This window comes from Actinoplanes sp. NPDC049265, assembly GCF_043197135.1.
Taxonomy (GTDB): Bacteria; Actinomycetota; Actinomycetes; order Mycobacteriales; family Micromonosporaceae; genus Actinoplanes.
Map to the genome: position 1 here is coordinate 1 of NZ_JBICSP010000050.1, position 8531 is coordinate 8531.

The 8531-nt window shown below is 72.0% G+C and carries 1 protein-coding gene; it reads left to right on the plus strand.

Going from position 1 to position 8531, the window contains the following annotated elements; translation table 11 throughout:
* Positions 1 to 153: 153 nt before the first annotated feature.
* Positions 154 to 8531 (plus strand): type I polyketide synthase (locus ACGFIO_RS44175; RefSeq protein ID WP_392837260.1); only part of this gene is annotated, 8378 nt, incomplete at its 3' end.

The following is an 8531-nucleotide window of genomic DNA, read 5'->3' on the forward strand; positions in this document are numbered from 1 at the left end:
ACCCTTGAGGACGTCGGTATCCACGATGCGTTGGTGACTGGCACGCTGACCCGGGATGCGGGTGGGGCGGCCGGGTTGTTGACGGCGTTGGGTCGGGCGTATGTGGCGGGCGCCCGGGTGGACTGGGCGAGGGTTACTGGCCCGGGTCGGCGGGTGGATCTGCCGACGTACGCGTTCCAACGCTCCCGATACTGGCTGGAACCGGCCTCCGGCGCGGCCGACATGCGGTCGGTGGGCCTCGGACCGGCCGGGCATCCGCTGCTCGGCGCGGCCGTCGAGCTCGCCTCCGGAGACGGCCTGGTCCTGACCGGGAGGTTGTCGCCGGCCACCCAGCCGTGGCTCACCGACCACATGGTCGCGGGGACCGTGCTACTGCCCGCGACGGTGTTCGTGGAGTTGGCGGTGGCGGCCGGCCACCGCACCGGATGCCCCCGGTTAGCGGAGCTGACGCAGCAAGCCCCTATGGCCATCCCGGCCGACGGCGCGGTTCAGGTTCAGGTGACCGTCGGCGGCCCGGACGCCGATGGTCAGCGGGCCGTGGAGATCCATGCCCGGTTCGAGGGCGACCGGGCGGGGTGGACGCAGCACGCCCGCGGGTTGCTGGCCCCCTCCTCGCCGGCCGAACCTGATGCGCTGACGGTGTGGCCGCCGGAGGGCGCGGTGGCGGCGGGCGTCTCCGAAGTGTACGAGGACCTGACGGCGGCCGGATATGAGTACGGGCCGGCGTTCCGGGGGCTTCGGGCGGCCTGGATGCGCGGGGACGAGGTGTTCGCCGAGGTTGCCCTGCCCGGGGAGACCGCCGGCGCCACGGCCGGATTCGGGATGCACCCGGTGCTGCTGGACGCGGCCCTGCACGCGGCACGGCTGGCCGGCCAGCCGGCGGCCGGTGCGGACGAGATCCTGATGCCGTTCGCCTGGGGCGACGTCACGGTCCACCGGGCGGGCGCAGCCGAACTGCGAGTCCGGCTGCGCGCCGGCGGAGCGGGTCAACTGTCGCTGGAGGCCGCCGATGTGACGGGGCTGCCCGTACTGTCGGTCGCCTCGCTGGTCATGCGGCCGGTGGCGCCCGAGCAGCTCATGGCGGCTCGTCCGGGCCTGCATGATGCGCTGTTCACCACGGACTGGATTCAGCTTTCCCCCGAGCGAAGCGCGGGGATCCGCGCGGCGGTGGCCGGGGCCGGTCGGGAGTGGATGGCCGCGGGCCTGGCTGTGGCGGGTGCCGAGGTAACGGCGTACCCGGATCTGGCCGACCTGGCCGCGGCGGTCCGCGCTGGTGCTCCGGCGCCCGACGTGGTGCTGGTCCGCGCCGGAGTAGCGGCGGACGACGGTGATCTGGCGGTTGCGGCGAGTCGGGCGGCCGGACAGGCGCTGGGGCTGGTGCAGGAATGGCTGGGCCTGGCCGAGTTGGGGCAGTCGCGGCTGGTGATGGTGACCGTGGGCGCGATGGCGGCGTACCCCGACGAGGGCGTTGCTGATCTGCCCGGCGCGGCCTGCTGGGGTCTGATGCGGTCGGCGCAGGCCGAGAACCCCGGGCGGATTGTGCTGGCCGACCTGCCCGGCGGCGTGGCCGATGACCACGTAGGTGCGGCGCGGGCCACCGCCGTACTCGCGGATCTCCTTGGCACCGACGAGCCGGAACTCGCGGTCCGCGACCGGAACGGTTACGGACGCCGGATAGTTCGCCCCGCAAGCGCCCCGCCGGCTTCGGTGACCCGGCGAGCCCCGGGCACCGTACTGATCACCGGAGGAACCGGAACGCTGGGCGCCCTGACCGCGCGGCACCTTGCTGCCACCGGACGCGCCCGGCACCTGCTGTTGGTGTCCCGCTCCGGTCCCGCCGCTCCGGGTGCGGCCGCCCTGGCCGCGGAACTGGCCGCGGCCGGAACCCCGGTGCGGATAGTCGCCTGTGACATTGCCGATCGGCCGGCACTTGCCGAGACAATCTCAAGAATTCCTTCCGGTACGCCGTTGACCAGCGTGATCCACACGGCCGGTGTCATTGACGATGGTGTGATCGGTTCCCTGACTCCCGCCCGGATCGACGCCGTGATGCGAGGTAAAGCCGATGGAGCCTGGAATCTGCACCGGCTCACCGCGGCCGCCGATCTGAACGACTTCATCCTGTTCTCCTCCGGCGCGGCCGCCTTCGGCGCTGGTGGGCAGGGGAACTACGCCGCCGCCAACGCATTCCTCGATGCCCTGGCCGCCCGCCGTCACGCCGACGGGCTGACCGCGACCTCCCTCGCCTGGGGAGCGTGGGTGGCCGGCACGGGAATCGGCCGCAACCTGTCCCCGCGCCTCCTCGACCGAATCGCTCGCTCCGGGATCGGCGACCTGACGGCCGAGGAGGGCCTGTCGCTCCTCGACACGGCGCTCGAAATGGACGAGGCGCTCATCATCCCGGCTCGGTTGGACATTCCGGGGCTGAGGATCCAAGCCGCGCGCGGCACGGAAATTCCGTCCCTGCTGCGGGGGATCGTCGGCGGAAGTGCCCGCCCGGGGGCCACTCCGAACGCGGGGGAAGGCGCCGGCGAGGCGCTGCGGCGGCGGCTTGCCGGCATGACCGAGGCCGGACAGGAACGGCTGCTGGTGGACTTGGTGCGCGCGCGGGCGGCCGCGGTCCTGGGGCATGCCTCGGACGAGGCGGTCGAACCGGGCCGACCGTTCCGGGCCCTGGGGATCGACTCACTCACCGCGGTCGAGCTGCGGAACCGGCTCGCTACCGCGACCGGCCTGCGGCTGCCCGCCACGGCAGTGTTCGACTACCCGGCGCCGGCCGTCCTGGGCCGGTTCCTGCGGGACGAGCTGGCGGGCAGCCTCGCCAGGGTCCCGGTGGCCCCGGCGCCGACCGTCGTCGCGGCGGACGAACCGGTGGCGATTGTCGGCATGGGATGCCGATTCCCGGGCGGAGTGTCGGACCCGGAAGGTCTGTGGGAGCTGCTGGAGTCGGGAACCGACGCGGTGGGACCGGTCCCGGGCGACCGAGGCTGGGACCTGGAGGGATTGTTCGACCCGGATCCCGACCACGCGGGTACGAGTTATGCGCGCGCCGGTGGGTTCGTGGCGGAAGCGGCGGAGTTCGACGCGGGGTTTTTCGGTATCTCGCCACGCGAGGCCCTGGGGATGGACCCGCAGCAGCGATTGCTGCTCGAAGTGAGCTGGGAGGCCCTGGAGCGCGCCGGAATCGATTCCGAGTCGCTGCGCGGCAGCCCGACCGGAGTCTTCGCCGGGGTGTCCGGCTGGTGGGGATACGGCGCGGGCTCGGAGAGCACCGACGGCCACGTGGTGATGGGCACCGCGGCCAGCGTCCTGTCCGGCCGGGTGTCGTATGTGCTGGGTCTGGAGGGTCCGGCGATGACGATCGACACGGCGTGTTCGTCGTCGTTGGTGGCGATGCATCTGGCGGCTCAGGCGTTGCGGGCGGGGGAATGCAACCTGGCGCTTGCGGGCGGGGTGACGGTGATGGCCAGTCCCGTGGGACTGGTGGAGTTCTCGCGGCAGCGGGGCCTGGCTCCGGACGGGCGGTGTAAGGCGTTCGGGGCGGGCGCGGACGGCATGGGGATGGCGGAGGGCGCCGGGGTGCTGGTGCTGATGCGTCTGTCGGATGCGCAGCGGGCGGGTCATCGGGTGCTGGCCGTCATTCGGGGCAGTGCGGTGAATCAGGACGGCGCGTCCAACGGGTTGACGGCGCCGAACGGGCCGTCACAGCAGCGCGTGATCGCAGCGGCTCTGGCGGCCGCGCGTCTCAAGTCCTCCGATGTGGATGTGGTGGAGGCGCACGGCACCGGTACCAGGCTCGGGGATCCGATTGAGGCGCAGGCGCTGCTCGCGACGTACGGCCAGGGTCGGGTTGATGGTGAGCCGTTGTGGCTGGGGTCGGTGAAGTCGAACATCGGGCACACCCAGGCGGCGGCGGGTGTGGCCGGGGTGATGAAGATGGTCCTGGCGATGCGGCATGAGGTGCTGCCGCGGACGTTGCATGCCGGCGAGCCGTCGCCGCATGTGGATTGGTCGGCCGGGGACGTCCGGCTGCTGTCGGAGGCGGTGTCGTGGCCGGCAGGGAATGGTCGGCTGCGGCGGGCCGGGGTGTCCTCGTTCGGGATCAGCGGTACCAATGCGCACCTCGTCCTCGAGGAGGCTCCCGCGTTCGAAGAAGCGACGGTGGCGGGTCAGGCGTTGGTGGCGGGTGGTCCGGTGGTGTGGCCGGTGTCGGGTCGGGACGCGGCGGGCCTGGCCGGGCAGGCGGAACGGCTTCGGGAGTTCGTCGGCGTGAGGCCGGAGTTGGATCCGGTGGATGTGGGCTTCTCGCTGGCGACTACGCGGGCGGCGCTGGCGCATCGGGCGGCGGTGGTCGGTGCGGACAGGGGGGAGTTGCTAGCGGGTCTGGCGGCGGTGGGTCAGCACGCGGCCGGGGTGGCCGGCGTCGACGGATTGACGGTGCTGGTGTTTCCGGGTCAAGGCAGTCAGTGGGCGGGGATGGGCCGGGAGTTGCGGTCGGTTTCGCCGGTGTTTGCGGCCGCGTTCGATCAGGTGTGCGGGATTTTGGGTGGTCTGCTGGACTTGCCGGTCGCGGATGTGGTGTTGGGTCGGGACGAGGCCCGGTTGAGTGAGACGGTTTTTGCGCAGGCGGGTTTGTTTGCGGTGGGTGTCGCTTTGGCTCGGTTGTTGGAGGCGTCCGGGGTGGTGCCGGATGTGGTGTTGGGTCATTCGGTCGGGGAAATCGCGGCCGTGCATGTGGCTGGGATGTTGTCCCTGGAGGATGCGTGTGGGTTGGTGGCTGCTCGGGGTCGGTTGATGCAGGGGTTGCCGGCGGGTGGGGCGATGGCGGCGGTCGCGGCGGGTGAGGCCGAGGTTGTTGCGTCGTTGGAGCGGTTTGGTGGCCGGGTTGTGGTGGCGGCGGTGAATGGTCCGTCGGCGGTGACGGTGTCTGGTGAGGCGGACGCGGTCGAGCAGGTGGTCGCGTGGTGGCGTGAGCTGGGTCGTAAGGCGACGTTGTTGTCGACGAGCCGGGCGTTTCATTCCCCGGCGATGGACCCTGTGATGGAGTCGTTGGAGCGGGTGGCGGCGGGGTTGTCTTACCACGAGCCGCGGGTGACGGTGGTGTCGACGCTGACTGGGGCTGTGGCTTCGGTTGAGGATTTCGGGGCGCCGGGTTATTGGGCGGCGCAGGCCCGTCAGCCGGTGCGGTTTGCCGACGCGATTGCCGCGGCGGCGGCGTTGGGTGGTCGGGTGTTTGTGGAGGCGGGTCCGGATGGGGCGTTGACCACGCTGGGTCCCGATTGTGTTCGTGGCGGGGTGTTCGTTGCCGTGCAGCGTCGGAATCGTCCGGCGGCCGGGCAGTTCCTGACCGCATTGGCGGACGCGTTCGTGGCGGGCATACCGGTGGACTGGGCAAGGGTCACTGGTCCGGCGAAGCGGGTCGAGCTGCCGACGTACGCGTTCCAGCGGAGCCGGTACTGGTTGCGGTCGGCGCCGGCGGCTGTGGTTGGTGGGTCGGCGGGCGAAGCGCGGTTCTGGGCCGCGGTGGAGGACGGCGACGAGGGCGAGTTGGCGGCGGCGCTGGGGGCGGGCCGCGGTGAGGTGCGCGCCGTGCTCCCCGGGCTGGCGGCATGGCGGCGTCGGGATCGCCAGGCCGCAGTGGCCGACGAGTGGCGCTACCGAGTGGACTGGGAACCGGTGCCCGCGCTGCGGGCGGCGGCGCTGGCCGGAACGTGGCTGGTCGTTCTGCCGGACGCCGTCCCGGGCGAGGCGTTCCGGGCGGTGACCGCCGCCCTAGCCCGCCACGGCGCTCAGGTGGCAGCGGTGACAGCGGCGTCGGCGGACCGGGAACAGCTGTCCACCTTGTTGCGCGACGCCTCCCCGGGCGCTGGGACAGATGCCGTGACCGGTGTGGTGTCCCTGTTGGCTTTGGAGGATGGCTCGGGCTCGGCTGGTGGTGTGGCGGGGACACTGGCGTTGGTGCAGGCGTTGGGCGACGCCGGGATGTCGGCGCCGATGTGGGCGGTGACGTCAGGTGCGGTTGCTGCCGGCCCCGACGAGGTGCCGGGCAGTGCGATGGGTGCGCAGGTGTGGGCGTTGGGCCGGGTCGCGGCTTTGGAGGTCCCGCAGTTGTGGGGCGGCCTGGTCGATCTGCCCGCGGTCGTTGATGAGCGTGCGGCTCGCCGGTTGTGTCAGGTGCTGGCCGGTACCGGTGAGGATCAGGTCGCGGTTCGGGGCTCCGGGGTGTTGGCGCGGCGGCTTGTTCGTGCGCCTGGGCTGAGTGTCGGGACGTCGGCGAGCGCCGGGTCGTGGCGGGCGCGGGGCACGGTGCTGGTGACCGGTGGCACCGGGGCGCTGGGTGGACATGCGGCCGAATGGTTGGCACGTCAGGGTGCTGAGCACACGTTGTTGATTTCCCGTAGCGGTCCCGCGGCGCCGGGCGTCGCCGTCCTCGCAGCGAGGATCGCGGCCGCGGGCGCGTCGGTGACCGTGACCGTCTGCGACGCCGTCAGGCGTCCCGAGCTGGCCGAAGTGATCGCCGGGATCGCGGCGGATCAGCCGCTGACCGCGGTCGTCCACGCCGCCGGAACGCTCGACGACGGCGTGATCGACGGGCTGACGCAGGCCCGGGTCGATGCCGTACTGGAGTCCAAGGCCGTCGCCGCATCGCACTTGCATGAGCTGACCGCAGGCCTGGACCTGGACGCGTTCGTGCTGTTCTCCTCTACCGCGGCCACGTTCGGGTCGCCCGGGCAAGGCAACTACGCCGCGGCGAACGCGTTCCTGGACGTGCTTGCCCAGCAGCGGCACGCGCGAGGGCTGTCGGCGACATCGGTGGCCTGGGGGTCATGGGCCGGCGGCGGCATGAGCTCCGGTACGGCGGGAGAGCGCCTGGCGCGACACGGAGTGCGGGGGATGGACCCGGACTTGGCGCTGGCCGCGCTGGGGCAGGCGCTGTCCCGCGGCGAGACGTCGCTGATCGTCGCGGACATCGACTGGGAGCAGTTCGCCCCGGCGTTCACGGCTGGCCGGCCCAGCCCGCTGCTCAAGAACCTGCCCGAGGCCGGCCAGGCCGTCTCCGCAGCCGACACCGGCAGCGGCCCGGGCGCAGCCGGGCTGGCCGGGCAACTGGTCGGCCTCCCGCCGGCCGGCCAGGAGGCGCTGCTGGTGGATCTGGTCCGGGCCCAGGCCGCCGCCGTCTTGGGGCATGGTTCGCCGGAGGCGGTCGGGCAGGGCCGGCCGTTCCGCGACCTGGGGTTCGACTCGCTGACCGCGGTCGAGCTCCGCAACCGCCTCGCCACGGTCACCGGCCTTCGGCTGCCCGCTACCGCCATCTTCGACTACCCGGCTCCGGCCGTCCTGGGCCGATATCTACAGGGCGAACTGGTTGGCGGCCCCGGTGCCGCCGCCCCGGTGTCGGCCGCTGCCGTGGCGGCCGATGAGCCGATCGCAATTGTGGGGATGGGGTGCCGGTTCCCGGGTGGGGTGGGGAGTCCGGAAGAGCTGTGGGGATTGCTTGCCGAGGGCGGGGACGCGGTCGGCCCGTTCCCCGATGACCGAGGTTGGGACCTGGAAGGACTGTTCGACTCCGACCCGGACCATCCGGGGACGACGTATGCGCGTGCGGGCGGATTCGTCACGGAGGCGGCGGAGTTCGACGCCGGTTTCTTCGGTATCTCGCCGCGTGAGGCGGTCGGGATGGACCCGCAACAGCGTCTGTTGCTGGAGGTGAGCTGGGAGGCGCTGGAGCGGGCCGGCATCGACCCGGAGTCGCTGCGGGGCACCCCCGCCGGGGTGTTCGCCGGAGCGGCCGGGTACGGCTATGCGGCGGGCGTGGAGGGTCACGGGCTGACCGGAATCGCGACGAGTGTGCTGTCCGGGCGGGTGTCGTACGTGCTGGGTCTGGAGGGTCCGGCGATCACCGTCGATACGGCATGTTCGTCGTCGTTGGTGGCGATGCACCTGGCGGCTCAAGCGCTGCGATCTGGGGAGTGTGACCTGGCGCTGGCCGGTGGTGTCACGGTGATGGCGACGCCCATCACGTTCGTCGAGTTCTCGCGGCAGCGGGGCCTGGCCCCGGACGGGCGGTGTAAGGCGTTCGGCGCGGATGCGGACGGCACCGGCTGGGCTGAGGGTGCGGGGATGCTGGTGCTGATGCGTCTGTCGGATGCGCAGCGGGCGGGTCATCGGGTGCTGGCGGTTATCCGGGGCAGTGCGGTGAATCAGGACGGTGCTTCCAATGGGTTGACGGCGCCGAACGGGCCGTCGCAGCAGCGCGTGATCACCTCGGCTCTGGCGGCGGCGCGGCTGACTCCGGCCGATGTGGATGCCGTTGAGGCGCACGGCACGGGAACCAGGCTCGGGGATCCGATCGAGGCGCAGGCGCTGCTCGCTACCTATGGGCAGGGCAGGCCCGAGGGGCGGCCCGTCTGGCTGGGCTCGGTGAAGTCGAATATTGGGCACACTCAGGCGGCGGCGGGTGTGGCCGGGGTGATGAAGATGGTTTTGGCGATGCGGCATGGGGTGTTGCCGGCGACGTTGCATGTTGATGA